At 63.3% G+C, this 25,387-nt stretch carries 19 protein-coding genes; 9 read left to right on the forward strand and 10 right to left on the reverse strand.

Annotated elements, in window-relative coordinates; translation table 11 throughout:
* The first annotated feature begins 193 nt into the window (after positions 1–193).
* Positions 194–1,558 carry an ATP-binding protein gene (locus tag QQL28_RS31600; RefSeq protein WP_284271780.1) on the forward strand — a complete coding sequence of 455 codons (1,365 nt, stop codon included), beginning with the start codon at positions 194–196 and terminating at the stop codon, positions 1,556–1,558.
* Positions 1,559–1,739: 181 nt separating this feature from the next.
* Positions 1,740–4,136 (forward strand): TonB-dependent receptor, encoded by a 2,397-nt coding sequence (locus QQL28_RS31605; RefSeq protein WP_431309669.1) that lies wholly within the window; start codon positions 1,740–1,742, stop codon positions 4,134–4,136.
* Positions 4,137–4,153: 17 nt separating this feature from the next.
* Here the strand turns inward: QQL28_RS31605 and QQL28_RS31610 are convergent, their stop codons facing one another.
* The 4 genes from QQL28_RS31610 to QQL28_RS31625 all read right to left on the reverse strand — a co-directional run bounded on the left by QQL28_RS31610 (position 4,154) and on the right by QQL28_RS31625 (position 8,687).
* Positions 4,154–5,854, reverse strand: coding sequence for a S8 family serine peptidase (locus QQL28_RS31610; protein WP_284271786.1), 1,701 nt, complete (start codon positions 5,852–5,854; stop codon positions 4,154–4,156).
* Positions 5,855–5,948: 94 nt separating this feature from the next.
* The gene (locus QQL28_RS31615) at positions 5,949–6,407 is read right to left on the reverse strand and encodes a hypothetical protein (protein WP_284271788.1); all 459 of its coding nucleotides are present in this window, start codon (positions 6,405–6,407) and stop codon (positions 5,949–5,951) included.
* An 80-nt stretch (positions 6,408–6,487) separates the two neighbouring features.
* The gene (locus QQL28_RS31620; RefSeq protein ID WP_284271790.1) at positions 6,488–7,249 is read right to left on the reverse strand and encodes a hypothetical protein; all 762 of its coding nucleotides are present in this window, start codon (positions 7,247–7,249) and stop codon (positions 6,488–6,490) included.
* 670 nt (positions 7,250–7,919) lie between these two features.
* On the reverse strand, positions 7,920–8,687 hold the full coding sequence (locus QQL28_RS31625; protein ID WP_284271793.1) for a zinc metalloprotease HtpX: 768 nt from the start codon (positions 8,685–8,687) through the stop codon (positions 7,920–7,922).
* Between the two features lie 632 nt (positions 8,688–9,319).
* Between QQL28_RS31625 and QQL28_RS31630 the strand changes: the two genes are divergently transcribed.
* Together QQL28_RS31630 and QQL28_RS31635 are read left to right on the forward strand one after the other, a co-directional pair.
* Positions 9,320–10,783 carry a GH1 family beta-glucosidase gene (locus tag QQL28_RS31630; protein WP_284271795.1) on the forward strand — a complete coding sequence of 488 codons (1,464 nt, stop codon included), beginning with the start codon at positions 9,320–9,322 and terminating at the stop codon, positions 10,781–10,783.
* Between the two features lie 308 nt (positions 10,784–11,091).
* Positions 11,092–11,490: a RidA family protein gene (locus tag QQL28_RS31635; RefSeq protein WP_284271798.1), complete on the forward strand. Its 399-nt coding sequence runs from the start codon at positions 11,092–11,094 to the stop codon at positions 11,488–11,490.
* Between the two features lie 757 nt (positions 11,491–12,247).
* Here the strand turns inward: QQL28_RS31635 and QQL28_RS31640 are convergent.
* Positions 12,248–12,496: a hypothetical protein gene (locus tag QQL28_RS31640; RefSeq protein ID WP_284271801.1), complete on the reverse strand. Its 249-nt coding sequence runs from the start codon at positions 12,494–12,496 to the stop codon at positions 12,248–12,250.
* A 278-nt stretch (positions 12,497–12,774) separates the two neighbouring features.
* On the opposite strand from QQL28_RS31640, the gene QQL28_RS46230 reads away from it, so the two are divergent.
* On the forward strand, positions 12,775–13,662 hold the full coding sequence (locus QQL28_RS46230) for a hypothetical protein (RefSeq protein WP_431309670.1): 888 nt from the start codon (positions 12,775–12,777) through the stop codon (positions 13,660–13,662).
* Positions 13,663–13,851: 189 nt separating this feature from the next.
* Here the strand turns inward: QQL28_RS46230 and QQL28_RS31650 are convergent, their stop codons facing one another.
* The 3 genes from QQL28_RS31650 to QQL28_RS31660 all read right to left on the reverse strand — a co-directional run bounded on the left by QQL28_RS31650 (position 13,852) and on the right by QQL28_RS31660 (position 17,115).
* Complete coding sequence (locus QQL28_RS31650) at positions 13,852–14,883, reverse strand: hypothetical protein (RefSeq protein ID WP_284271804.1); 1,032 nt, start codon at positions 14,881–14,883, stop codon at positions 13,852–13,854.
* Positions 14,852–15,514 carry a ParA family protein gene (locus QQL28_RS31655; protein WP_284271807.1) on the reverse strand — a complete coding sequence of 221 codons (663 nt, stop codon included), beginning with the start codon at positions 15,512–15,514 and terminating at the stop codon, positions 14,852–14,854. Before QQL28_RS31655 ends, QQL28_RS31650 begins: the two co-directional genes overlap by 32 nt.
* A 1,121-nt stretch (positions 15,515–16,635) precedes the next feature.
* A complete protein-coding gene (locus tag QQL28_RS31660; RefSeq protein WP_284271809.1) occupies positions 16,636–17,115 on the reverse strand; it encodes a GNAT family N-acetyltransferase in 480 nt (159 codons plus the stop codon).
* Between the two features lie 475 nt (positions 17,116–17,590).
* Between QQL28_RS31660 and QQL28_RS31665 the strand changes: the two genes are divergently transcribed.
* Both QQL28_RS31665 and QQL28_RS31670 read left to right on the forward strand, forming a co-directional pair.
* On the forward strand, positions 17,591–18,823 hold the full coding sequence (locus QQL28_RS31665; RefSeq protein ID WP_284271811.1) for an acetyl-CoA C-acetyltransferase: 1,233 nt from the start codon (positions 17,591–17,593) through the stop codon (positions 18,821–18,823).
* 281 nt (positions 18,824–19,104) lie between these two features.
* Positions 19,105–19,407 (forward strand): HU family DNA-binding protein, encoded by a 303-nt coding sequence (locus QQL28_RS31670; RefSeq protein WP_027528369.1) that lies wholly within the window; start codon positions 19,105–19,107, stop codon positions 19,405–19,407.
* 238 nt (positions 19,408–19,645) lie between these two features.
* Here QQL28_RS31670 and lon read toward each other — a convergent pair whose 3' ends face one another.
* Together lon and QQL28_RS31680 are read right to left on the reverse strand one after the other, a co-directional pair.
* On the reverse strand, positions 19,646–22,030 hold the full coding sequence (lon, locus tag QQL28_RS31675; RefSeq protein ID WP_284271821.1) for an endopeptidase La: 2,385 nt from the start codon (positions 22,028–22,030) through the stop codon (positions 19,646–19,648).
* A gap of 8 nt (positions 22,031–22,038) precedes the next feature.
* Positions 22,039–22,425 (reverse strand): Hsp20/alpha crystallin family protein, encoded by a 387-nt coding sequence (locus tag QQL28_RS31680; protein WP_284271824.1) that lies wholly within the window; start codon positions 22,423–22,425, stop codon positions 22,039–22,041.
* A gap of 172 nt (positions 22,426–22,597) precedes the next feature.
* Here QQL28_RS31680 and QQL28_RS31685 point away from each other — a divergent pair, with 172 nt between their 5' ends.
* Entirely contained in the window at positions 22,598–23,224 is a 627-nt protein-coding gene (locus QQL28_RS31685; RefSeq protein WP_284271826.1) for a MarC family protein, read from the forward strand.
* Positions 23,225–23,451: 227 nt separating this feature from the next.
* Positions 23,452–25,263: a chloride channel protein gene (locus QQL28_RS31690; RefSeq protein WP_431309671.1), complete on the forward strand. Its 1,812-nt coding sequence runs from the start codon at positions 23,452–23,454 to the stop codon at positions 25,261–25,263.
* Positions 25,264–25,387 lie beyond the last annotated feature (124 nt).

Here is a 25,387-nt window from a genome sequence, read left to right on the forward strand (position 1 = left end):
CGTTGTCCCCCGACAGCCAATTCGGCCTTTATGTCTTGCACGAATTCGTGTCACGGCAACGCTCGCAGCGAACGCCCCGGGTCGGACCATGCAAGGTGGCCGAGATTGCTGTACGGTCCGGATTAGATATCGGGCGCTTTGGTCATGTCAACGCTCCCGATGGACGAACCTTCGCGGGCAGCGGGCGAAAGCAATGTGGCAAAATTTATCCTTGCGCGGGCGCATCAATCTCCTGCTGGCGCTCGTGCTGGCGCTGGGGCTTGGCGTCAACATCGCGCGGCAGGTCGCGGAGGCGGGGCCGCGCGTCCAGGCGGAGGACCAGAGCGTGATCCACCTGGCGCGCGAGTTCATTGAGATGATCGTCGCCGAGTTGAAGGAGGCGCCCGATCCGGATGGCAAGCTGAACCAGATCGCCCACGACCTCAACCGGCAGCGCCATATCAGCATCGCCCTGCGCGATGCCGCGGGCAACGCGCTGACGCCGCCCCGCGCGGACGAGGATGATGACGCGCGTGCCCCGCCGGCCTGGTTCGTCAGCCTGGTTCATCCCGAGCAGACTGCGGTGAGCGTTCCCGTCTCGATCCATGGCAAACCGGGCTCGCTGGTAATCACCTCGCATCCCAATGACGAGATCGCCGAGATCTGGGACGGCATCCTGACGCAGCTCGAGATCGGCTCGGCCATTGCCCTTTCGCTGTTCCTGGTGATCATGACGGTGGTCGGCCGCGCGCTGAGGCCGCTCGAATCGCTGTCGCAGGCCATGATCGCGCTTGAAGCCGGCCGCTATGACGCGCGCGTTGCGCCCGGCGGCGCGCCGGAACTCGCTGCGATCTGCACCCGGCTCAATCACCTTGCGGCGACGCTGGGGGAGGCGGTCGACGAGAAGCGACGCCTTGCCGAGCGTACGGTGTCGCTCCAGGACAGGGAACGCAAGGAGATCGCGCGCGAGTTGCACGACGAGTTCGGGCCCTATCTGTTTTCGCTGCGCGCGCATGCGAGCGCGCTGGCCAAGCTGTCGGAGGCCCGCGAACTGAGCACTGAGGCGGTGCGCAAGCATGGCGGCGCGATCCTCGAGCAGATCAACGCGCTCCAGCAATTCAACCGCCGCGTCCTGGAGCGCCTGCGGCCAGTGGGCCTTGCCGAGCTCGGCTTGCGGCAGGCGCTCGAATCGCTGTCGCGGCTGTGGCGGGAGTCGCATCCCGAAGTTACCATCGAAACCACGATCTCGCCGGCGCTGGGGGCGACCGGCGAGACTGCCGACCTCACCATCTACCGCATCGTGCAGGAGGCGCTGACCAACGTGTTCCGTCACGCTCGCGCGACCTCGGTGAACGTCACGATCGAGCCGGTCGAGCAGCCGGGCGGCGCGCGCGAGGGGCGGGGCTGCGCGCGTGTGCGCATCCGCGACAACGGCCACGGCATGGAGCCCGACCAGAAGCTCGGCTTCGGCCTCGTCGGCATGCGCGAGCGGATTCTCGCGCTCGGCGGCACGCTCAACGTCGCCTCGGGCGAGGGCGGCGTGACGGTGGAGGCGCTGATTCCGACGGCGGCGAGTTGAGGATCGGGAATAATTCCCGATTTTGTCGGGAAATATGGTGCCGATACCGTCCGACCTTTTGTAGCTGGCGCGTTGCTCACCGTCGATTACACTTTCTCCCGCAATCGGCGACGTTCAAAACAGCCGACGCGTGGGAATGGGACGGTTGGGGATGGGCGTGCGAAGGCTGTTGATTGCCTCGATGTCGACGGGGTTGGTGTTGTGGCCTGACGCCGGGATGGCGGCGCAGGACGAGGACACGAATGTCCAGAACCTGCCGCCGGTCGAGGTGGTCGCGCCGGAGCGGACCGTCCGCCGTGCGCCGTCGCGCCCCGCAACGCGCGTCGTGAGCCGTCCCCGCATCTACGTCTACCCGACCGCGCCGGGCAACGCGAAGGGTCTCGACGTCGACAAGGTTCCCTCCAGCATCAACGCCGTCGATGCCAACCAGATCAAGCGCACCGGCTCGCTGAACGTCACCGACGCGCTCCGCGACAATGTGGCCGGCGTGAACATCTCCGAGGTGAGCGGTAATCCATTCCAGCCGAATGTCGAGTTTCGCGGCTTCGTCGCCTCGCCCATCGTCGGCACGCCGCAGGGGCTTGCCGTCTACCAGAACGGCGTGCGCATCAATGAAGCCTTCGCCGACAGCGTCAATTGGGATCTGATCCCGACCGCCGCGATCCGGTCGGTCACCGTCGTGACCAACAATCCGGCCTTCGGCCTCAATGCGCTCGGCGGCGCGGTCAACCTGCAAATGAAGGACGGTTTTACCTATCAGGGCGCCGAGATCGACACCATGGGCGGCGCGTTCGGCCGCATCCAGAGCTCGGCGCAATGGGGCAAGCAGATCGACACCAACTACGCCGTGTATGCCGCGCTCGAAGGCCTGCACGACAACGGCTTCCGCAACTTCTCGCAGTCGGACGTGCGCCGCTTCTACGGCGATGTCGGATACAAGGGCGGGGATAGCGAATTCCACGTCAATATGGGGCTCGCCAACAACAATTTTGGCGCTTCCGCCACCGTTCCCGCCGAGCTGCTCCAGCAATATTGGGGCGCGACCTACACCACGCCGCAGACCACCAACAACCGAGTCGGCTACGTCAACCTGACCGGCAAGGTCGAGGCCACGCCGACCTGGACCTTTGAAAGCACCGCGCATGCGCGCGTGTTCGAGCAGCGCGTGGTCGACGGCAATCCCACCGACGTGCAGGAATGCGCCGCTGCCGGCCTGTTGTGCTTCGGCAACGACACCACGCCGGCCAACGGCCTGAACGGCGCGCAGCTCACAAATCCGTTTGCGCCCGGGACGCTGCTTGGCGAGATCGACCGCACGACGACGCGATCGACCACCTTCGGTGTCTCCGGGCAGGCGACCAATACCGACAGACTGTTCGATCACGAGAACCGCTTCGTGGTCGGCGCAAGCTTCGATGCCAGCGTGACACGCTTCAACGCCACGGCCGAGCTCGGCACCATCGGCACGGACTACGTCGTCACCGGCAGCGGGATTTTCTTAGGGAAATCCGGCACCCCCACGACGGGCGAGATGGGCCCCGTGTCGCTGCGCACCGTCAATCAATATACCGGACTCTATGCGCTCGACACCTTCAACGTGACCGATGCCTTCGCGATCACCGGCGGCGGCCGCTTCAACCACGCCCGCATCACGCTGGAGGACCAGCTCGGCACGGATCTCAACGGCGATCACACCTTCGACCGCTTCAATCCGATCATCGGCGGCACCTACAAGATCACGCCGGAGCTCACCGCCTATGCCGGCTATTCGGAAGCCAATCGCGCGCCGACGCCGCTCGAGCTCAGCTGCGCCGACCCGGCCAATCCTTGCCTGATCGCCGCATTCCTGGTCTCCGATCCGCCGCTCAAGCAGGTCGTGTCCAAGACCGTCGAAGCAGGCTTGCGCGGCACCAGGGAATTGAGCATCGGCACGCTCGGCTGGAAGATCGGCGGCTTCCGCGCGACCAATTATGACGACATTCTTGCCGTCGCAGTTCCTGATCGCACGGGCTTTGGTTACTTCACCAACGTCGGAAGGACGCGGCGCCAGGGTCTTGAAGCAGAGATCAACATCAAGTCGCCCACGCTTCAATTCCAGGCAAGCTACGCCTTCGTCGATGCGCGCTTCCTCGATCCGTTGGTGCTCGGCTCCAATAGCCCTTTTGCTGATCCGATCACCCAAACCATCCAGGTTCTGCCTGGCGACCAAATCCCCGCCGTGCCGCGTCATCGCGTCAAGGTCGGTATCGACTATGCGGTCACCGATGCGTGGAAGGTCGGCGGGAACGCGCTGTTCGTGTCGAGCCAGTATTTCGTCGGCGACGAATCCAACCAGGCAGCCAAACTGCCGTCCTACACCGTGTTCAACCTGCACACGTCCTATCAGGTCAACAAGACCATCCAGGTCTACGGCAGGATCGACAACATCTTCGACAATCGCTACGCGACCTACGGACAGTTCTTCGACACCACCGCCGTGCCCAACTTCACCAACGGCGGCAATCCCTTCACCGACCCGCGCTCGCTGAGCCCGGCAAGGCCGCGGGCCTTTTATGCCGGCTTGCGCGCGACGTTCTAGGCCTGCGGGGTCCCGATCTAAGGTCCTTCTGCCAGACCCGCGAGCGCCATCGCTGCTCTGAGCTCTTGCACCGTTGCTGTTCCCCCGTCGGCGGCCTGGAACGACAGCGGGGCCGGATTCAGCGGAAGCCGCGTCACGTTGGCCGGGCCGCGCGGCGGCTCGAACATCATTGCCTGGCTTGCGCCGAATGGAATCCGATCGAGCTGCCGAATGGCGCTGCGCATCTCGTGCAATCCGGCATTCAGAGGCATGGCAAGGGGCCGCTGATCGGACCAGACGCCGAGCGCGCGGGCTGCATCCGGCAATCCGGCTCCGGTCTGCCATGGATGGCCGATGGGCTGCGCCGTATCCTTCAGAATCTGGAACAGACGTTCGACCCGGTGTGCATCCTTCGCGATGAAGCTGCCCTTGAAGTCGCCGTGGTCGGCGAGGATCAAGGCTGCAAGCGCGGCAACGTGAGCTGCTGCGAGCGAGGTGCCGTCGCAGACGGCGTAGCCGTCCGGCGACTGACAGGCAATGACCGCAACACCGGGCGCGCACAGGTCGAGCTCGGCCCCGCGGCAGGAGAACGGCGGTACGAACAACCCACCCGCCGCCGCAGTGGCGGCTGCGGCCTGCGCCGCCTGCGGACTGTCGTCCGGGAAGCTCCCCATCCGTCCGACCGCACCGACTGCCATGACATGCGGGGAGCAGGCCGGAAACAGCACGCCCTCGCCGGAATTGCCGGCAGCGGCGATGATGCTGACGCCTTGCTGCTTGGCCATGGCAATGTGCTGCTCGACCAGTACGGAGCCGCGCGCGCAACCGACCCCGATGCACGCCACGTCGATGCCGTTTTGCAGGCAATCATCGAGCGCCGCGATCAGGTCGCTGCAACGGGCATCCAGGGGAAGCTTGCAAACATGCAGCTCGCTGTCCGGGGCGTAGCCGCGGATGCCGTGATCTGCCTGCGCAGCCGCATTGATGATGCCTGCGCAAGGGGTGCCGTGGCCGGTGACGTCCTTCGACCACGAGCGATCTTCGCCGGTTCGGGCGTCGATACCGTGCTCGATCCTCCCCAATTGCTGGTGGCTGGTCGCCACGCCGCTGTCGATGAGCGCGATCTTGACCTCGGCTCCACGGCAGTGGTCGGGAATCTGATCGAAGCGCATCGCTTCGCCGCCCCAATCCAGCCGGCCAGGGAGCGGCAACGGTTTCAGGGTGAGGGTGTTCACCGCATCGGCCTCGATGTTGGGCTGCTGTTGCCACAAGCCCCAATGGCCGGAGCGTGCGCTGACGAAAATGGCGGCGATTGTTTCCGGCACTTCGTCCCGCAGCGTCAGATCGACGTTGCCGTCGCGGTCCGTCCGTCCCTGAACCGACGCCTGCTCGCCAACGAGCTGCACGGTTGCCTGTTCCACAGGCGCACCTGTCTCGCTCAGGACCCGGATCGTCACCTTCAAATCCGGGCCGAGCGCGGTCATGGTCGCGGCCGCAGGGATGAAAGAGGAGGCCGGACCCGCGAAGGATGCAGCTCGCAGATGGCTGTCCGGCTCGATGATCAAGCTGCCGGCCGTAGAGCGGCGCAAGGCGGCAGCGGCTTCGTCAGGCATGCGCACGATCGCAATAGGCGGGCCACTGATGCCGCGCTGGTCATGAGTCCACAGGATGTTGCCGAACTGGTTCAGTTGCTCGGCCAGCGTTTGAGCGCTGACGCCGGGGCCCGCTGGCGCGATCATGTATTGAGTGCTGCGCCCTGGTCTACGTCGATTGTCGCTCGAGGTCGGTCGCGCATCATCTGGACTTGGTGCCATGGCGTCGCCTCCTTTGATTTCAGTGGATGGAAGATTGCGTGCGATCGATCGACGCCTGGCGCAGCAACGGAACGCGGGGATCGGCCGCGCGGGCGGCTTCGATCGCGCGATAGGCGAAATAAATCAGGTTGAAGGCCTGCGCAAAATCCCGCTCGGTAAACTTGTTGGCCGCCTGGGTGACGATCGAAACGCAGTTTTCGAGGCCCGCATGCTGTGCCGCGTTGGCCTCGAGATAGGAAGAGAGCGAACGCAGCGATTCTGCGATCATGTCGCCCATCATGTTTTCCGCAGCCTGATGATCGAGCGCCGGGTTCGGCATCGCGAAGTTGCCGGGGACGGTTCGGAACGGCTGCTCGAAGGTTTGCGACTGCAGGCGCAAGAGCAGCGGCATCAGATTGCCAAGCAGGCCCACGAGCTGCTGAATGTCTGAGGACTGGCGCTGTGACGCGGATGCTGCGGAGGGATTGGAATCCGACATGAGGGTTCTCCTTCGGAGGAAGCATGCGCAACGGCAGGCGCGACCGCCGCTTTTGGCGGCGGTCGCGCCTTACCGCGCGGTCAGATCATCCGCTGCTGGCCGTAGGCCTGAAGGTTACCGATGACCTGGGGAATGACGCCGATCAGCTGGCGGGTGATGTCGGCGACATCCTGCTGCGTCAGTTGTCGCTGCTGGCCAAGGCCGGTCTGACCACCGCCGAACGCCGCCTGGAACTGCGGCGCGCCGAACTGCGTACCCCACATCTGCCCAGGCTGAGTCTGCGCGGGATGGCCGAGACCGAATTGACCGAAGCCTCCGAATTGACCCTGACCGAGACCGCCGTGTATGGCCGAATGCTGCATTTGGGGCTGGCTCTGCAGCATTCCCACGATCTGCGGCACGATGGGCAGGATCTGCCGCACGACCTCGCTCACGTCTTGCGGACTTAGCTGCCGCGGCGCCTGGCCGTAAGCCGCATAGCCCATTCCTGCGAACGGCGTTTGAGCTTGCGCGAGAATTTGAGGCAGCGCCGGGACCAATTGCCGCACGACCTCATTCACGTCCTGTGGCGAAAGCTGCCGCTGTTGCCCGCCCCAGTGCTGCTGACCCCAGCCCGTTTGTCCGCCCCAGCCAGGGCCGTATCCAAACGCGCCAAAGGTCGGCTGACCGCCGAACTGTCCGTATTGCTGTCCATAGGCCGCCTGGCCCAGTCCAAGACCGCCTCCGCCAAATTGTTGGCCGCCTTGCGAACCGAATGCTCCCGATCCCCATTGTTGCGGACCGAACTGTCCGAATGGCGAACCATGCGCGAGGTTCTGTTGCAGGGTATCAAAATACGTCATCGCTTGGCCTCCTTGCGATGGTGGTGCCCTCAGCCCAAAATTCTGCCAAGAATCCTGCGAAGGCCGGTCGCGGGCGCGCCCTCTTCGCGGGCAATAGCGGTCCGTCACGCCGGTGCGACGGCGTTGGACCTTCAAGTTCAAATGCTTGGCACGGAAGTCTCAGCAGTCGGCAATGTCGCCCGCCGGGGAAGCACATGCGTTGTGTCCCCTGAGGTGACAAGCCGACGGTAAGATGTTTTAGAGCGGCAAAAATAAAAGCCGTCGAGAGATGTGGAGCGGATTTTCCTCGCTGGCACCGTGGGCCAGCCATTTATCATTTACGTCCTACGTCCGCTCAAACGCTCGGCAATTACGCTGGTTTCTCCCCAGTTCCGCAATGAGCAGAGACTCTGCAAGGAGCAGAGACGCGAAAAACGTACTCACGTCAAAATAGTTTCGCCAAAGCGCGGCGATATTTTGGCGGCGATCAAACACCGAAAAAATTTCAAGCGCGCAGATTTTCGTCAGCACTCTTTGCCTGGTCAGCGAGCCTTCCGATGTGCATCGATGCCAACTTGCGTGAATGCTGGAGCATGATCCGAAAAAAATGAGAAGCGCTTTTCCCTCGCGACAAACGTGGAGCGCGTTTGCGTGAAAGCGCGATGACGACTCATCCCGATCTCATCCCGCTCTAGTAGGCGAGGTTGAGCAACGTGCCGACGCGTTCGGAGGTGGCGGGATGGCTGCGAAGCAAGCGCGCCGGATCATGCACGAATGCGGACGTGCGGCTTGGTGCAGAGCCGGTGTGATGGCGCTCCAGCTTGTCGAGTGCAGCGATGAGTGCTCGCGAGTCGCCGGTCAGCTCGAGCGCCGTTGCGTCTGCATCCAGTTCGCGCACGCGCGACAGAGCAAGTCCAAGGAGCTGGCCGAGAGTTGGTGCTGCGCTCAGCAGCATCGTCAATGGCCGGCTCGATGTCATGCCAGCGTGATGATGGCTGGTTCGCAGCAGCGCGAGACCGGCGAGCGAGGTCCAATCGATCGCGCGCCGTAACGCCGTCGCCCAGCCCATCGTCCAGGCGTCATTGTTGCGGATATGAGCGACTTCATGGGCCAATATCCCGGCAATTTCGTCGCGCGTCATGCCGCGCAGCAGGCCTTCGGTCAACACGATGGCGCTGCGTTCCGGCCCGCCGAGTGCATAGGCATTCATGTCGCGCGGTGTCGGCAGGCAATAGAGATCCGGCAATCGCACCAGCCCGGCCCGGCTGCAAACTTTTGTCAGGATGGCGAACAGGTCCGGCACCTCGGCAGGGGACAGCGGGCGGGCGCCGAACCAGCGATACACGTTCTCGCGCGAGATGATCGTTTCGTCGGGACGGGGCGTGCTTCCCGCCAGCGCCCGCTGCATGCCCTCGGCTCCGCCGACGATCCAGCCGCAGACGCCGAGCAGCAATGTCATTGCAAGGATCGCCAGGTGAGATGATTGATGGTTCGCAGCCTGATGGGCGTGCCGCCGATGCCGCAACCGCCACGGGTCTCTCGGGCTCAGCTCGATACGGCATCGCAGGAAGAGGCCTGCCTCTCCCGACGGCCAATGCATCTCCACGGTGACGTTAGGGCCGCACTGTAATACGCGCAGCATCTCTCGCGGCGCGTGTCGCACCAGGGCGAACGAAAGGCCTGGCGTGAGGCCGGCAACGACATCCTGGCCGTGCCGGTCACCACGCAACGCCATCGGGCTTACGCCAGCGTGAATCACCCTGTCCCCTCGTGCGCCTTCAAAGCGAAAAAACTACGGATCTCCCGGTGCCTTGTCATGCGAGTTTCATGCCTTGGACACAGAAAGTCCCGGTATCCACACGGGGCGACGTCCGATTCGCTTCGGTGCAAGCTGTCCGAAAGAGACCTCAGGAACCGGGCTCACTTCAAGCTAAACCATGGTTTGGTCCGATAACACGTTACCGACGTCACACTCGGAGATGACAGATTCCGTGCGAGTGTTGCAGTCGAGCCAACGCGGGAACCCGGCTTCTCAAATCAGGCGAGAGCAGCCATTGTGCCGGCTGCAACAGTCCCAGTGGAGCAGCATCAATGCCGGACAAGTTCTCGCGTCGCCAGTTCGCGAAGATCGTGGGGCTTTCCGCGGCGGGGATGGCAACTCCCGGGCAATCCGCGGAGGCTAAGCCGGGACCGGCGCCGCGCCCGGCGGGAGGCTTTCCGGCGGGCTTCCTCTGGGGCACCGCGACCTCCTCCTATCAGGTCGAGGGCGCCGTGAACGAAGACGGGCGGGGGCCGTCGATCTGGGACACGTTTACGCGCGTGGCCGGCAAGATCGAGGATGGCACCAACGGCGACCGCGCCAACGAGCACTACCATCGCTACAAGGACGACATCGCGCTGATCAAGGAGCTCGGCTGCAAGGCCTATCGCTTCTCGGTCGCCTGGCCTCGGGTGTTTCCGGACGGCGACGGCAAGCCGAACCCGAAGGGGCTCGACTTCTACAATCGCCTGATCGACGAGCTCCTGACGAACGGCATCGAGCCGTGGCTCACTCTCTATCATTGGGACTTGCCGCAATCGCTGCAGGATCGTTTCGGCGGCTGGCGATCGGCCGAGACCTGCAAGGCGTTCGGTGACTATGCGGCCTATGTCGCGCAGCACCTGACCGATCGCGTCAAGAACGTGTTCACGTTGAACGAGAGCGGCAGGTTCGTCTATTTCGGCTACGGCATCGGCATCGACGCGCCGGGCCTGGTGCTATCGCAAGCCGAGGTGAACCAGGTCAGGCACAACACCGCGCTGGCACACGGGCTTGCGGTGCAGGCGGTTCGCAGCTCCGGTCGCCGCGGCACGAGGGTCGGGCCGGCCGAGAATATCGATGCCTGCATTCCCGCGATCGACACGCCCGAGAACGTCCGCGCCACCGAGATCGCGCTGCGCGAACTGAACGCGAGCTATCTCAACGTGATCATGGAGGGCAGATACACCGACGCGTTCCTGAAGTTTGCAGGGCCCAACGCGCCGAAATACACCGATGCGGAGCTGAAGATCATCTCCTCGCCGGTCGACTTCCTCGGCCTCAACATCTACGCGCCGCAGCATTATGTCCTGGCCTCCGACAAGGGCGCCGGTTTCTCGCTGCTGCCGATCCCGAAATCGTTTCCGCACATGAATTCCGACTGGCTGCGCGTCGGCCCCGAGACGATCTACTGGGTGCCGAAGCTCGCCGCAAAAATCTGGAAGACCGGTCCGATCTATATCAGCGAGAACGGCACCTCCGGCGACGACCAGGTCCGGCCCGACGGCAAGATCTACGACACCGACCGCATCATGTATTTGCGCAACTACCTTGCGCAGCTCCAGCGCGCGACGGAGGAGGGCGTGCCGGTGCGTGGCTATTTCCTCTGGAGCCTGATGGACAATTTCGAGTGGATCTACGGCCTGAACAAGCGCTTCGGCCTCTATCATGTGAACTTCGACACGCAAGTGCGCACGCCAAAACTCAGCGCAAGCTTCTACCGCAACGTGATCGCAAGGAACGCGGCAGGGGTGTGAGCTCCCGTCTCCCCGCTCGCCGCAGGGCTATCGCATATGGCCGTGTCGCGTACTCGGCCTCATGGTTCTCCAGGCGATGCGAAGCATCATGGTGGGCATGCCTCAAGTTTGTCTATCGGAAATGATGCAGCCTACCGGGACGTGTTGGGACGTTCGGCTTTGATCACGAGCGTCGCCCGCTGCGATAGATGGCGGCCTGTGAGCCCCGTTAGCGACCAAACTCGCGCAGCATTGCAATATGTAGCGGACGGCCACTTCCTGACATCCCACCCAGATGCTATGGAGAGTCCAAAAATGGAGCGATACTTTTGAAATCGCGCGTCGAAACATTTACGCCACCGAACACGCCGGTGCCCATCGGCCCGTACAATCACGTTGCCAGGGTTGGGGAGCACATCTGGATTGGCGGGACTGCGGGTGTTGATCCGTCGACGGGTCAGTTGGCGGGGTCGGACGTAGGCGCACAAACCCTGCAAATCCTGAAATCCTTCAAAATCATGCTTGAGGCCGTTGGCTCTGATCTCGACCATGTTGTCCACGTCAACGTCTTTCTGGCGAACATGTCCGATTTCGAGGCAATGAATGCGGCTTACATACAGATGATGGGAAATCACAGGCCCGCTCGCACGGTATTCTCAGTACGGGAACTTCCGAAGCCAGGTGTCCTTCTCACGATGAACCTTACCGCCGTGACCAAGGCGCAGTGATAGGTGTCCACGACGAGTCCAGTCTACCTTCGTTGGCTCCCGACGAACCAGGCGTGATGACCGCTTCAGGTCCAATTGCGTCGATTTGCTTCTCCCATGATGGCGTCCAGTCAACTCCGGTGAGCGGACATATTCAGTGATGCCCATCGCGAGGTCTCAAGAGGGCCACTTTGCGGAAGCGCCACTTGATCACCTCGTTGGCGCGGGCAAGCATTGTCGGGCGGAAATTCATATCCGGCGAGGCGATGCAAGCATTCGGGTGCCGCGGTTGTGATTGGTCGTTCTGGTGCAACAGATCGAGGCGGCGTGAGCTAGATGCTATCTTAGCGCGGGCAGGACGATCGAAGGGAGATGCGATGCGTTCTATCTTGGCCCTGAGCCTTCTTATCGCCCTGTATGCATCTGCCAGCGCCGACACGGCGTCTCACTCACACCGGCGGCATGCCGCTGTTCACGCCAGGCAAAGCGCGCTCGTAGGGACCGTACCAGGTTTTGCCTACGCACCGCCTTGGCCGCCGGTCCACTACCAATCCGCACCGCTTGGTAACCAGCCCAGCCCGTATGATAATCGTTATCCGAACTGGGGTGGAGGTGGAGGTTCAATGTAAGTCGATTGGGGGGTAGCGGCCGGTCTGTTTGGACAAAATTGGGAATTGATGCGTTGAATTTTGTCCGACCGCAAAGCACACGGCCGTCCTCTTCGGTCCGCGATGGCGACGCGATTTCTCGCGCCGCATAGCGTCGACCTCGGCAGCTCTCAAGGCGTCAGGCAGTTTGCCCCAGGCGGGCAACGCACGTTGGGCGTCGCGGCACCGCCTATTCCATACGCTCCGCTGTCTGTGGTCGCAGGGAACCGGTGTTGCGGCAGCCGAATCCTCGCATTCGGGTTGACGCTGTTGTGCATGCCGTTTTCCTTGAGTGGCATCTGGGAGGCCATGGCTGGCACGAGAGAAACCGCGACGAGCGCGGTGGCTGCCGCGAACGAGCGGCGGAAGGTCTTGAACATGTCTCTGATCCTTTGGTTTGATCGCTTGCGTGCATGCAAGCCGCCGCACAGTGCGAGACCAGAGCGTCTTCATCCATGAGGCTCGTCACAGTGCAAGCTCGGCCAAGGGCATAGCCAAGGCTGGGTCGAGCAGCGGCTCGTGCGCGACCCAATGCTCAGCAGGGAGTGAAACCCGAGCGCGCGACATGCTTCGGCGCGGAACGTGCAATCGATCACAGTCGCTTCCGTTTCGATGGGCCAAGTTTGGCTGGTTCGGCCATCGAACGACGGGTAACCACATGAGCGCAACGCGTATCAACACCATCCGCAAGATCGGCTTGACGCTGGGTCTGGTGCTTTCCCTGTCGACAGCAGCGACTTCGTCGAGTTTTGCTTACAGCGCCAGGGCACGAGAGATGTGCATGGGCGATGCATTCCGTCTTTGCAGTGCAGAGATCCCGAATATTTCCAGGATCGTCGCCTGCATGCGGCGGAACAGGGCGAACCTCAGCCAGGGATGCCGTTTGGTGATGGATCAGGAAGACGGCGCGGCAACCAAGACGAAGCCCGTTCAGACGGGCCCTGTCGAGCAGAAGGCGACCACCTCATCACGCGCTGCGCCGCCTGCAGCGACCGAGACGAAACCGGTTCAGGCTGCGCCGGTCGAGCGAAAGCCGACTGTCGCGTCGCCTGTCGAACAGCAAGCAGCGACGGATACGAAACCCGTTCAAACGGCGCCCGTCGAGCAGAAGCCGACCACCGCTCCACCCGTCGAGCAGCCGGCAGCGAGCCAGGCGAAACCCATTCAGGCTGCGCCGGTCGAGCGAACGCCGACTGTCGCGTCACCTGTCGAACAGCCCGCAGCGACGGATACGAAACCTGTTCAAACGGCGCCCGTCGAGCAGAAGCCGACCACCGCACAGCCTGTCGAGCAGCCGGCAGCGAGCCAAGCGAAACCCGTTCAGGCTGCGCCGGTCGAACAAAAGCCAATCACCGCACGCCCGGCCGAAGGGAAGCCCGCCGAGTCGAAATCTGCTTCGAGAGGCAGGCCCGTGAAACTGGCTCAGCGCAAACAAAGGCACCGCCAGCAGACCGTCGCACGGCACTTCCATCACGAATTCAGCAGCATCGAACGGTCCATCGGCTTCGCACTTCCGATCCCGTTAATCATCCAGTTCTACTGGTAGACAACCGCCGGAGCGCAGCAACCCGTCGCCACTGCAACAAAAGATGTCGCCGCGCAATCATGGACCATGCAAGAGCGTCCCCAACGTCAGCGTCCTCTTCGTCCGAAGCCCCGAAGAAGTTGCCGCGCGGTCCTCGCGGGGGCCTCGGCCTCAGTCAAATCGGACGCCAAATGCCCGCGCTGCTTGGCTTTACATTTCTGGATCTGAAATGCGGGTCAGCATCTTCACGTGCGGTCCCGCCCGTTTGAAGATCGGCTCCCAAAAGGTATAGGTTTCCTCGGCGAAACTCGCGCTTACGCTGAACTTCGTGAGCGCCCCCCGATATGCGGCCTGTCGCCGGCAGCCCTGCCCCTCGACAAGGTGCCAGATGAATTGAGCGACCTGGCGCGCGTACGTGCTCGGACAACCTCGGTGGTTGGGTACGATCTCAAGCCGCATGGTTCCGGAGTCGCGCGTCTCCGGTTCGGTGATATTGGCAAGCCAGATGAAGATTGATGGATCAATGCTCGCGGCATAGCCGTCTCGCTTGAGCTGCTGATTGATCATAGAGAACGCGCTGGCGGCTTCTCTGAAGCATTCGCTCAGGATGAAGTTCGCCTGATTCCCCAGCTTGCCGCTCCGAAGATCGTCCAGCAATCTGACCGCCTCGTCAGTGAGCCGTCGCATGTATCGCGGTTGCGGCTGCCCTGCGCTGTCGGCTGGTTCCTTCTGCACGATCAATTCGACCGCATCCGTGCGGAACTCCGTTGCGGCTTCCTTGAGCACGGTCAAAAAATTGCTTTCAAGACTGGAACCGCCGATGTCTTTCGACGCCGCTTCGCCTCCCACCCGTGTCTCTACGAGGTCCTCCGCATGGTCCAACGCAGCATTCAGGCGGGCATTGATGTTTTCAAAAGCTCTGTTTTGATAGTCGTTGGCAATCTTCGCCATCATCTCGGTGGTCGTGTCGGAATCTAGGAGTTCGTCCTTGCGCGGCGCCGCCGCATTCCGCGATTCAAGCACCGCAACGGGACCCGGAGCCATCACTTGCCTTGCAAGGATTGTTTGATCAGAGGTCTTCTCGCCTGTGTGCCCCGATTGCGGATCGGAGGCAGCAATCCCGCTGGACAACACAAACAGGTCATCGTCAACAGCTCGGCTCGCCGCCGCCGTAAGCTCCACGAGCGAGCGCCGCGCACAGCGCGTATGGCTAGCACGCCGCCGTTTTTGCGCGTGGCTCATGATCTAACGATCCCTCGACAAGCTTCTTCAAGACCCAGCGCCACAGCTCACGAACTTCCTCCGAGGCTCTTCCCTCTTGTGCAAACTCGGTCACGCCCAATCCGGTCCCCAGCGCGTCCTGGTGGTCGTTGCGCAGTCCGACGTAGGGAAGCGCCAGCACGCCAAGCGAATTGAGCGAAGTTGCAGCTTCGCTCAAACGGCAGCCCCGCGGTGGCGTCTGATTGAGGACGAACGCAAATCGGCGCCTGAACCTACGAATAGCAATCAGCGTCGGTATTGCAGCTTCGATGTCGGCGGGACTCGGACGCGTCGGGATCAGGCAAAGATCGGCCTTCGTGATGGCGTGCGTGGCCAGCGCATTGTCCGTGGCGGCAGTATCGATGATCGCAAGCCAGATCCCCTCAGCTTCGAGGCGGACCAGCGCCCTTTCGAGCTCGGAAGGATCGGCGACCCGAACGACCCGCGGAAAGGGATTGCCGCGCCGCTCCTTCCATTTTGAAATCGTGCCTTGTGGATCAGCCTCGACAAATGCGACGCGCTCCCCGTTCTCCATGGCCGCGACTGCAAGTCCGACGGCGAGCGTGCTCTTGCCGCTTCCGCCTTTTTGGGTGACCAGGGCAAGGACGTACATCTCCTGCGCATCCCCGATAAACAACTACATGAAACGCAGGTGTCGTCGAAAAAATTGGACCTACCAATCGGTGACCTACCACTCCCCATCGTGAATCGCATCAAGCGCGAGCGTGGAACTCACAACCAAATCAAGGCCCAGCCACTAACGACATACCGCGCGATACGTCGCCCAGCGCCCCCCGGTCCAGACATTTTGGCCGCGGCCAAGCCCGAGCGTTTAAAGATGGCGCAAGCTCCGCGCGGGGTTGAGGGGCCTCCGGATGGAGATCGGAGAACTCTTCGCGGAAAAGGGTGAGCCTCACATGGGATGTCACGTTCAAAACGGTGGCCGCTTTGTCATTTTCTGCCGGAGCAAGGAAGCGTTCGATTGGTCGCAGGGCCTCAATGGCTGGAATGCGTTCGCAGGCTTGGATGTTTGAGCACCAAGGATATGGCAAAGCCGCGAGCCATTGCATGATCGGCTCCAACGTTTGGGCCGGAAGCACACACATAACTTCGATGTCGATGGCGAGCTTTTCCACGCGCCTATGATCGTCGGAGCCGAAATGCCGGTTATGGTGTCCGCATCCTACTCCGGCCTATCGTAGGCGATCCGCGTCATACTCGTTTCAGAAAAGCTTAACGTCTTCCGTTTATGTGCAGGTGCGAGGGTACTGATCGGCACGGCGGATGCCGGTACCTTCTGGATGCCTATCCAACTCTCTCGAATAACAAACCAGCGCGGCCCAACTGATGACCTTCAGGAGCTTGCCTCGTGGGGCAAAAGCGCGCGTCAACGTATCACACCCAACGCAAACTGCGGATCATTCGCGAATGGCGGCGTTGGCTTCAGGCTCATTCTATCGATCGTGGGGCAGCCACCCCCCGCGACACACTGAACTTCTTTTACGAACTACAGGACAAGCGCTCTCCGCTCCTGAAATTCCAACCGAGGGGGCGCGACAAGTGGGAAATCATCAACAGCTGGTTGCTGGCTTGCTGCCAACCTAAGCATGGGGATGGAAAATGCCCGCAGTCTTAGACCCGAGGTCCGGTCTGCACCAATGAGCCCACGTACCGCTGGTCAATTGCATCTTCACCTAAGAGCCATAAGCAGACGAGAGACTGCCCGACACTGCATCATGTCTCGCGAGGAATGATGTACAGGAGGGAAGGCAGTATGGTTTCGGGCGAAAAGTAAAACGGTCCTTCGCCGATCCTGATGGCCCCCATCCGCTTGTAAAACTCTTCCGCCGAAGGTTCGGCAGTGATCATGAGAGCTCCGGCTTTTATCCCTTTTGAGCGAGCTACAGCCGCGCCGAAAAGAACTCGACCGATCCCCCGTTTCCAATGTGCTGGGTCAACATAAAGGCCGTAAAGCTGGGCAATTCCTTGAAGCGCGGTCGGCGTCACCGCGACGACACCGACAACTTCGCCGGTGTCGTCTTCTGCCACTTGAACACAATTCGCGCTAATCAATGGTACAGTTATCGTAAGCGCGGGCATGGTTCGGTCGATGAACGCTTCGTCGTGTCCCGCGTGCATCGTGGCACGCACACAGAGGCGCGTTAGCTCACGTTGTTCCTCGGACTTTGCCTCTCGAACCCTGTAGACGTCCACTGCACAACCTTCCGTTTTCAGCCGCAATCCCGTTCAGATTTGGGGTCGCCAAGGAAGGTCGGCAATGGGTCATTTTTCGACCAATTCAGCGAGGAGCGTCGCCCGACCGATGTCTGCTTTGTCCGGTTATCGCGCCCGCAATCGGGACTAGCGGTTCTTCAATCGGATCAAGCAAATGTCGTCGGGTGGGGACACGTTACGAAGAGCTTGCCGCCAATTGCCTGGCCTTGTCCGGCTCGCGTCAATCCTCCCGCTCCAAGTGGCCGGATTGCGCAATCATAGACTATTGCCCCTGATTTGCCCGACGTGTCAAGTGTATTTCGTAAAATCCGTATTTGGTCCGGCGGCCGTCTCGCGCCTTTGCATGGGGTTGTTTTTCAGTTTTTTGCGGAAGGGCGGTCCGGCTCGCCGATTGACTCCGCTCTCCCCCTGATTCAAAACCGCTTTCAACAGCCAAGAACAAGAGGACAAAGCCATGGTTGACGCGCTGATCATCGATGCCTGTCGGACGCCGCGCGGGGTGGGCAAGGCCGGCAAGGGGGCGCTGTCGGGCATCCATCCGCAGCAACTCGGGGCGACCGTGCTGCGCGCGCTCGCGAAGCGGACCGGCATCAACACTGCTGACGTCGACGACATCGTCTGGGGCTGTAGCGCGCAGGTCGCGACGCAAAGCGGCGACCTCGGGCGGATGTCGGCGCTCGATGCCGGCTATGACGTGCGCGCCAGCGCGGTAACGCTCGACCGCTTCTGCGGCTCCGGCATCACCAGCATCAACATGGCCGCGGCCTCGATCATGGCGGGCGCCGAAGACCTCGTCATCGCCGGTGGCTGCGAGATGATGTCGATGGAGGGACGGCGCGGCGGTGGTCCGATGATGATGGACGCCGGCAATCTGCGCCTGCGCGCAAGGCATCCGCAGTCGCATCAGGGCGTCTGTGCCGATGCGATCGCGACCATGGAAGGCATCACGCGAAGGGATGTCGACGCGCTCGGGCTCGAGAGCCAGAAGCGCGCGGGGCATGCGATGGCGAACGGCCATTTCAAGAAGAGCCTGGTGCCGGTCTACCGCGAGGATGGCAGCCTCGCGCTCGACCACGAGGAGTATCCGCGGCCGCAGACCACGATGGAGGGTCTGGCGGCGCTCAAGCCTGCATTCCCCGCGATCGCCGACTATGCGCTCGACGACAAGGGGACGACCTATCGCGGCCTGATCCTGCAACAATATCCGGACCTCAAGATCGACTTCGTGCACCACGCCGGCAATTCCTCCGGCGTCGTCGACGGCGCTGCCGCGATCCTGCTGGCGTCGCCGACCTATGCAAGGGCGCATGGGCTGAAGCCTCGCGCGCGCGTGGTCGCGATGGCCAACATGGGGGATTCGCCGACGCTGATGCTGAACGCGCCGGTGCCGGCGACCCGCAAGGTGCTGGCCAAGGCCGGGCTTGGCATCGACGACATCGATCTCTTCGAGATCAACGAGGCCTTTGCAGTCGTTGCGGAAAAATACATCCGCGACTTCAGGCTCGACCGGGCCAAGGTCAACGTCAACGGCGGCTCGATCGCGCTCGGCCACCCCATCGGCGCCACCGGCTCGATCCTGATCGGCACCATCCTCGACGAGCTCGAGCGGCGCGACCTGAAGCGCGGCCTCGTCACCATGTGCGCCGCCGGCGGCATGGCGCCGGCGGTCATCATCGAGCGGGTCTAGCCTTATTTTCTAGGGTGAAACGCGACCGGCCTCCGATAAAGAGGCCGGTCGTCGCTTGTCGAAAGCATGGAATCAGCTTTAGCAAGGTGGCCTGCGGGCCTTTGAAACAAGGCAAAAACCCGCTGCCGAGGCTTCCTCCGCTCCGGAAGTGGCTAAAAAGCAGGGTTTTTTGCCACAGCGCGACAAAAAAGCCCGTATTTTCGCGACAAAACTGTACAGAAGGCTATAGGCCTTCAACGGTTGGTCTAATATGCAACCGGCAACGAATCAGAGGAGACACGATGCCAACCCAACTGTCCAAATCGCAGCTGATCGAAAAGATCGCGACCGCCACCGAGCTTTCCAAGCGCGACGTCAAGAACGTCATGGAGACCTTGACGGACGTCGGCCACAAGGAGCTCAAGAAGAACGGCCTGTTCCTGGTGCCGGGCTTTGCCAAGTTCGTGGTCATCAAGAAGCCCGCGACCAAGGCGCGCAAGGGCACCAACCCGTTCACGGGTGAAGAGATGATGTTCAAGGCCAAGCCGGCCCGGAAGATCGTCCGCGCACGGCCCGTCAAGGCCGCCAAGGACGCCGTGGCCTAACGGCTAAAAGCAAAGGCCCCCTTCACAAGAGGGGGCCTTTTGTTTTGAGGTGCCGCAGGGGTGAGGCGGAGGGGTCAGCCCCTGCGGTATCTGGCTTTGACCCGTACGGGCTGAAGCTGGCCGCGTGGCGCGGGAATAGAGTCCCTGAGCCGGCCGATCGCGCGATCGAGCCATTGCCGCAGCCGCTGCACAGCCCGCCTCGTCTTCGCACTTTTCAACGCCATCGTCATCACCATTTTCACTCGGCTGCCTCGACCTGCGGCTTGGCCGGGTCGAGCGCTGCGGCGACCGCCTCGTCGACCCGCTCGAGCCAGATGAATTCGAGGCTCTCGCGCGCGCCCTTCGGGATGTCGTCGAAATCCCGCTTGTTGCGCGCTGGCAGCATCACCCGCTTGAGGCCTGCAGCCGCCGCCGCCACCACCTTCTCCTTGATGCCGCCGACCGGCAGCACCAGGCCGCGCAAGGAGATCTCGCCGGTCATGGCGGTGTCGTTGCGCACGGTGCGGTCGGTCAGCAGCGACGTCAGCGCCGTGAACATCGCAACGCCCGCGCTCGGGCCGTCCTTCGGGGTTGCGCCCGCCGGGACGTGAACGTGGATGTCGCTCTTCTCGAACAGCGAAGGCTCGATCCCGAGCTGGCCGGCGCGGCTCTTCACCAGCGTCATCGCGGCCTGCGCGCTCTCGCGCATGACGTCGCCGAGCTGGCCGGTCAGGATCAGACTGCCCCTGCCGGGCACGCGCGTCGCCTCGATGAACAGGATGTCGCCGCCGACCGGCGTCCAGGCGAGGCCCGTGGCAACGCCCGGCACGCTGGTGCGCAGCGCGATCTCGCCCTCGAAGCGCGGCTGGCCGAGCACGGGCGTGATGTCCTTCGCGCTCACCACGACCTTGGCCGCCGTGCCCTCGGCGATCTGCACCGCCGCATGGCGGAGCACCTTGCCGATCTCGCGCTCCAGCCAGCGCACGCCGGCCTCGCGCGTGTAGCCCTTGACGATCAGCTTCAACGCCTCCGGCTCGATCTCGGCCTGGTCCGCCGAGAGACCGTTGGCCTCGAGCTGACGCCGCACCAGATAGCGCCTGGCGATCTCGAGCTTCTCGTCCTCTGTGTAGCCGGCAAGGCTGATGAGCTCCATGCGGTCCAGCAGCGGTCCCGGGATCGAGTCCAGCATGTTGGCGGTGGCGATGAAGACCACGCGCGAGAGGTCGAAGGGCACGCCGAGATAATTGTCCCGGAATGTCCCGTTCTGCTCGGGATCGAGCACCTCCAGCATCGCGGCCGACGGGTCGCCCTGCACGCCGCGGCCCATCTTGTCGATTTCGTCCAGCATCATCACGCAGTTCCGGCTGCCTGCCTTCTTGATGCCCTGGATGATGTTGCCGGGCAGCGCGCCGATATAGGTGCGGCGGTGGCCGCGGATCTCGGCCTCGTCGTGCACGCCGCCGAGGCTGACGCGCACGAACGGGCGATCCATCGCGCGCGCGATGGATTGGCCGAGCGAGGTCTTGCCGACGCCGGGCGGGCCGACGAAGCACAGGATCGGCGCCTTGCCCTGCGGTGCGAGCTTACGCACGGCGAGATATTCGATGATGCGGCTCTTGATCTTCTCCAGGCCATAGTGGTCCGCATCGAGGATGCGGCGGGCCTCCGCGATGTCGATCGGCTTCTCCTCCGGCAGCGCCCAGGGCAGTTCGATCAGCCAGTCGAGATAAGTGCGGACCATGCCGGCTTCGCCGGCGGCTTCCGGCATGCGCTCGTAGCGACGCAGCTCCTTCTTCGCGTGGGCTTCCGCCTCCGGCGGCATTTTTGCTTTCGCGATGGCCGCGGTCAGCTCGGCGACTTCAGCCGCCTTGCCGTCGCCTTCGCCGAGCTGGCGCTGGATCGTCGCCATCTGCTCGCGCAGGATCGCCTCGCGCTGGCGCTCGTCGAAGGCGGCCTTGGTCTGCTGGCCGATTTCATTGCTGATGCGCAGCACTTCCAGCCGCTCGGCGAGCTGCTTCGAGACCTTCTCCATGCGCACGGAGAGATCGACGGTCTCCAAAATCTCCTGCTTGTCCTGCGGCTTGATGTCCATATAGGCGGTGGCGAGGTCGGCCAGCGCGCCGGGCGCGGTGGTGCCCTGGAACATCGCCACCAGCTCGGGCGGCACCTGCGGCAGGAGCTGGATCGCTTCGATCGCCTGGCGCTGAAGGTTGAGGAAGCGCGCCTCGATCTCCGGCGAGGTCGTGCTCGGCTCCGGAATCTGCTGCACGCGCGCGGCCGGGAAGGGTGTACCCGGCAGGAAGTCGAGGAGACGCACGCGCTGCACGCCCTGGCAGACGATGTGATGGGTCCCGTCGGGCGCGGTGATGTAGCGCACGATGTTGGCGATGGTCGCGATCCGGTAGAGATCATCCGGCGCGGGATCGTCGATGTCGCCGTTGCGCTGAAGCACGATGCCGATCGGCCGCTGCTCGCGCAGCGCCTGCTGTGCGGCGGCGATCGACTTCGGCCGCGCGATCGCGATCGGCGCGATCATGCCGGGAAACAGCACCATGTCGCGGACGGCGATGACGATCAGCGCGTCGTCCGGAATCCTTGCGGCTTCGGTGCTCAAGGTGGTTTCGGTCTGTTGCTCGTTGGCCATGTTCGACCTCAGGCGGATTTGGCGAGGCGCAGCGCGACGCAGCCGTCCATCACGAAACGGCTGATTGCGTAGCGTCCGGCTGGCAAGGCAATACGGCGCTCGAAGCGTCCCTGCGGCAGCTCGAGCCGGTGGATGCGGGCGTTGCGCAGTTCCGGCGGCAGCGTGCGCTGGCCGGAGATGACGAGCACGCCGTCATGGATCACCGTTTCCACATTGTCGGGATCGACGCCGGGAAGGGCGACGAGGATCAGGAGCTCCCGGTCGGTCTCGAGCACGTCGATCGGCGGCTCCCAGCAGGCCTCCTGGCGGCCGAACTGCTGGCGCAGCCGCTCGCCGCGGTTGAGGTGCTCCATGGCTTCGGAAAGCATCCAGTCGAGGGGATTTTTGGGTTGCATGGCGCGGGCTCTGGAATGGAAAGCCTGCATATGGGGCGCCATCCGCAGAAATCCAGCGGGCCGCGCAGGCACCCTCGGCCCGGGATCTTCCGCCGCTGATTTCCAAAACGGCTGCGTTGGGCTAAGCCGGTTGTGATGTCATCGTTCCCGCCGCGTGGGCTTGAGGAGACGCATGCTCGATCTTGCCCTGTCGGCCTTCGTCACCCTGCTGCTGGTGGTCGATCCCGTCGGCCTCGTGCCGGCCTTCCTTGCCGCGACCGCGGGCATGCCGGAAGCGGTCAAGCGCACCATCGCCTGGCGCGCGCCGCTGATCGCTGCCTCGATCCTGGTCGTGATCGCGCTGATCGGAAACTGGCTGCTGCGCCAGCTCGGGATCGGCATCCCCGCGTTCCAGATCGCCGGCGGGCTGCTGCTGTTCGGCGTGTCCTACCGCATGATCTTCGGCGACCGGCCGCAGCGCGAGGCGCGCGAGGCCGACAAGGCGCTGTCCGAGCACGCCTCCGACGTCGCGGTGTTTCCGCTCGCGATCCCCATGATGGCCGGCCCCGGCGCGATCGCGACCACGCTACTGCTCTCGGGCGACGCCGGCAACGCCGCCCGGCTCGGCATCAACATCGCGATCATCCTCCTGGTCTGCCTGCTCTGTATGATCTGCTTTGCCGCCTCGACCCTGATCGCGCGCACGCTGGGGCGGACCGGCAATGCCGTGCTCTCGCGCCTGCTCGGCATCCTGCTTGCGGCCTATTCGGTGCAGTTCGTGCTGAATGGCATCGCCGCGGTCCGCGCCAGCCTGTCGTGATCTCGACTGAGATCAATTTGTTGATTTTATTGTCATTTCCGTGGGCTTCCCGGAAAGGACCTCTCGCCTTCCCAATGCCGTCCGCTTTCTCTTGCGCAGCCTCATGGCTTTGACGTAACTCGGGTCGATAACAGCGCGGAACGCGCGCATCGCCAGGATGCAGATCCCGATGACAACACAGCACATGGCCGGCGACGGCATGGCCGAAGAATAGAAGAGTCTTGCCGGTGTTTGCGCGGATCAGGCACATCGTCGATCGCAAGAGATCGCACAAGGGATCGAACAAGGCATCGAACCGGATGCTGGTCCGCGTCCGCGCCCTCCTGCGCAGCAATGAATTCTACCTGATCCCGCTCGCGCTTCTGATCGGCACCGCCGCTGGCGTCGTCGTGACGCTGATGGCCGAGATCGCGCAGATCGCCCATGTCCTGATCTTCGGCATCCCCGTCGACGTGCGGCTGTCCGCGAACGCCTATGTCAACCCGTGGGCGGCGCTGAGCGCCCCCGCTCTTGGCGGACTGGCGCTCGGCATCATGGAATGGTCGCGGCGGCGGCTAAAGATCTCCAGCGCTGTCGACCCGATCGAGGCCAACGCGCTGCGCGGCGGCAATCTGTCCCTGCGTGACAGCGTGGTGGTCTCGAGCCAGACGCTGATCTCCAACGGCTGCGGCGCCTCCGTTGGCCTCGAGGCCGGCTATACCCAGATCGGCTCCGGCATCGCATCGTTGCTCGGCCAGTTCTTCAACCTTCGGCGCAACGATCTCCGCCTGATCGTCGGCTGCGGTGCTGCGGCTGCGATCGCGGCCGCCTTCGGCGCACCGATCACCGGCGCGTTCTATGCCTGCGAGCTGATCGTCGGCGTCTATGCGGTCGGCAGCGCCGCGCCGATCCTGGCGGCCTCGCTCGCTGGCGCGCTGACCGCGCAGTGGCTCGGCGGCGCGCCGTACTCCATCGAGATACCGAAGGTGAGCACGGTCGGCATCGAGCAATATCTGGCGCTGATCGGGCTCGCGCTCGTCACCGGCGGCGTGGGCATCGCCGTGATGCGCTCGTCCTCGACGTTCGAGCGCCTGTTCGCCTGGCTACCGGTCTGGCTGCGCCCGGTGATCGGCGGCCTCATTGTCGGCTCCTTCGCGATCGCCACCCCGCAGGTGCTGGCCGCCGGTCACGGCGCGATGGTGCTCGATCTGTTTCACGACATGACGATTGGCCTGATCGCGCTGATCATCGCCCTCAAGCTGACGGCCTGCCTGATTTCGCTGGCATCGGGGTTCCGCGGCGGCCTGTTCTTCGCCTCGCTGTTCGTCGGCAGCTTGATCGGCAAGTTCTTCGCCGCGGTGCTCCTGCTGATCAGCCCGAACTTCGCGATCGATCCGCTGGTCGCGATGCTTACGGGGATGGCGACGCTCGGGGTCGCCATCGTCGGCGGCCCGCTGACGATGTCGTTCCTGGTGCTGGAGATGACGCGCAATGTCGACGTGACCGCCGTGGTGCTGGCGGGCTGCATCGTCACCTCGATCTGTGTGCGCTTCATGTTCGGCCATTCGTTCTCGACCTGGCGCCTGCATCTGCGCGGCGAGACCATCCGCAGCGCCAACGACGTCGGCTGGCTGCGCAACCTGACGGTCGAGCGGATGATGCGGAGCGACGTCGGCAAGGTGCCGTCCTCGACGACGATCGCCGCCACGAGGCGCGAATTCGCGCTGGGCTCGCGACCGGGCATCGTCGTCGTCAACAACGCCGACGAATATGTCGGCCTCGTCATGCTGCCCGACCTGTTCTCCAGCGACCTCGACACCATCGCCGATGACATCCAGGTGATCGAGCTCGCCCGCTACACCGACATCGTGCTGATCCCGGAAATGAACGTGAAGAGCGCGATGGCGGTATTCGACGAGGCGGAGGCGGAGATGCTGGCGGTGGTCGAATCCGCTGACGGCCGCAAAGTGGTCGGATTCCTCACCGAGACCTTCGCCCGCCGCCGCTATGTCGAGGAGATCGACAAGGCCACGCGCGGCGTGCTGGGGGCGCTGTCTTAGCGTGCAGCGGTATCGGGGGAGGGGGCCGCGGCGCTCGCCTCGACCCGGCCCCACACTTTCCATGATCGGGTCTTGCTTTGGACAAACCGCGTCGGTGATCATCAGCCAAACGGAAATGCGACGG

The organism is Bradyrhizobium iriomotense (assembly GCF_030160715.1).
Lineage (GTDB): Bacteria > Pseudomonadota > Alphaproteobacteria > Rhizobiales > Xanthobacteraceae > Bradyrhizobium > Bradyrhizobium iriomotense.

Excerpts from the sequence above, each read along its gene's own strand:
- QQL28_RS31600 (WP_284271780.1), top strand. The coding sequence starts at position 194 with ATGTGGCAAAATTTATCCTTGCGCGGGCGCATCAATCTCCTGCTGGCG.
- QQL28_RS31605 (WP_431309669.1), top strand. The coding sequence starts at position 1,740 with ATGTCGACGGGGTTGGTGTTGTGGCCTGACGCCGGGATGGCGGCGCAG.
- QQL28_RS31610 (WP_284271786.1), bottom strand. The coding sequence starts at position 5,854 with ATGATCGCGCCAGCGGGCCCCGGCGTCAGCGCTCAAACGCTGGCCGAG.
- QQL28_RS31615 (WP_284271788.1), bottom strand. The coding sequence starts at position 6,407 with ATGTCGGATTCCAATCCCTCCGCAGCATCCGCGTCACAGCGCCAGTCC.
- QQL28_RS31620 (WP_284271790.1), bottom strand. The coding sequence starts at position 7,249 with ATGACGTATTTTGATACCCTGCAACAGAACCTCGCGCATGGTTCGCCA.
- QQL28_RS31625 (WP_284271793.1), bottom strand. The coding sequence starts at position 8,687 with ATGACATTGCTGCTCGGCGTCTGCGGCTGGATCGTCGGCGGAGCCGAG.
- QQL28_RS31630 (WP_284271795.1), top strand. The coding sequence starts at position 9,320 with ATGCCGGACAAGTTCTCGCGTCGCCAGTTCGCGAAGATCGTGGGGCTT.
- QQL28_RS31640 (WP_284271801.1), bottom strand. The coding sequence starts at position 12,496 with ATGTTCAAGACCTTCCGCCGCTCGTTCGCGGCAGCCACCGCGCTCGTC.
- QQL28_RS46230 (WP_431309670.1), top strand. The coding sequence starts at position 12,775 with ATGAGCGCAACGCGTATCAACACCATCCGCAAGATCGGCTTGACGCTG.
- QQL28_RS31650 (WP_284271804.1), bottom strand. The coding sequence starts at position 14,883 with ATGAGCCACGCGCAAAAACGGCGGCGTGCTAGCCATACGCGCTGTGCG.
- QQL28_RS31655 (WP_284271807.1), bottom strand. The coding sequence starts at position 15,514 with ATGTACGTCCTTGCCCTGGTCACCCAAAAAGGCGGAAGCGGCAAGAGC.
- QQL28_RS31665 (WP_284271811.1), top strand. The coding sequence starts at position 17,591 with ATGGTTGACGCGCTGATCATCGATGCCTGTCGGACGCCGCGCGGGGTG.
- QQL28_RS31670 (WP_027528369.1), top strand. The coding sequence starts at position 19,105 with ATGCCAACCCAACTGTCCAAATCGCAGCTGATCGAAAAGATCGCGACC.
- lon (WP_284271821.1), bottom strand. The coding sequence starts at position 22,030 with ATGGCCAACGAGCAACAGACCGAAACCACCTTGAGCACCGAAGCCGCA.
- QQL28_RS31680 (WP_284271824.1), bottom strand. The coding sequence starts at position 22,425 with ATGCAACCCAAAAATCCCCTCGACTGGATGCTTTCCGAAGCCATGGAG.
- QQL28_RS31685 (WP_284271826.1), top strand. The coding sequence starts at position 22,598 with ATGCTCGATCTTGCCCTGTCGGCCTTCGTCACCCTGCTGCTGGTGGTC.